Annotated in this window: 1 protein-coding gene; it reads left to right on the top strand. The window is 64.5% G+C overall.

Annotation, left to right across the window (positions count from 1 at the left end):
• Positions 1-7 precede the first annotated feature (7 nt).
• Entirely contained in the window at positions 8-829 is an 822-nt protein-coding gene (locus tag JQC81_RS32550; RefSeq protein ID WP_203275882.1) for an IS5 family transposase, read from the top strand.
• The last annotated feature ends 19 nt before the right edge of the window (positions 830-848 follow it).

The raw sequence follows: 848 nt of genomic DNA, 5'->3' as shown, positions 1-848 counted from the left end.
GAGCCGGATGTGGACCAAAGAGCATCGCGAGCGCCAGAAGGCCTTCGAGCGGCGGCGCTATCCAACTGACCTGACCGACGAGGAATGGGAGCGGATCAGGCCGATCCTGCCCCAGCCGGCCCGGCGTGGCCGCAAGCCCAAGGTGAACCTGCGCGAGATCCTCAACGCCATTCGCTATCTCGCCCGCACCGGCTGCGGCTGGCGCATGATGCCGCATGAGTTCGGGCCGTGGCAGACCGTGTATTGGTGGTTCCGGCGCTTTGTGCGCCGCCTGCTGTTCCAAACCCTGCACGATGTCGCCCTCATGCTCGACCGCGAGCAGGCTGGTCGGGAGGCGAGTCCGACGGCGGGCGTGATCGACAGCCAAACCGTCAAAGCCCCGTCAGCGCCGGGCGGAGGCGGCTATGACGCAGCCAAGAAGATCAAGGGCCGCAAGCGGCATATTGCGGTCGACACGGACGGGCGTCTGCTGCTGGTCAACCTCACGACGGCCGATGTTCAGGATGCCCAGGGCGCTGAGCAAATCATCAAGGCGGTGCGCCAGCGGTGGCCCTTTCTCAAGCACCTGTTTGCCGATGGTGCTTATGACCGGGGCCAGCTGATGAGCCTGGCGGCTTACCGGAATTTCGTGATCGAGATCGTGCGCAAGCTGCCCGACCAGCAGGGCTTTCAACCGTTGCCGCGCCGATGGGTTGTTGAAAGAACGTTCGGTTGGATGATGCGCTGGCGCCGGCTGGTGCGGGACTATGAGGAGCGCTGCGACGTCTCGGAAGCCATGATCGGGGTGGCCATGAGCAGTCTCATGCTCCGCCGCATCGCTCACCCGTAGCAATTCTCAAACGGGCACT

The sequence above is a fragment of the Microvirga arabica genome (genome assembly GCF_016811235.1).
Taxonomy (GTDB): Bacteria; Pseudomonadota; Alphaproteobacteria; order Rhizobiales; family Beijerinckiaceae; genus Microvirga; species Microvirga arabica.
This window is presented reverse-complemented; position numbering and strand designations above follow the sequence as displayed.

Bases quoted from the DNA above. Each gene is read 5' to 3' on its own strand.
- JQC81_RS32550 (WP_203275882.1), top strand. From the start codon at position 8: ATGTGGACCAAAGAGCATCGCGAGCGCCAGAAGGCCTTCGAGCGGCGG.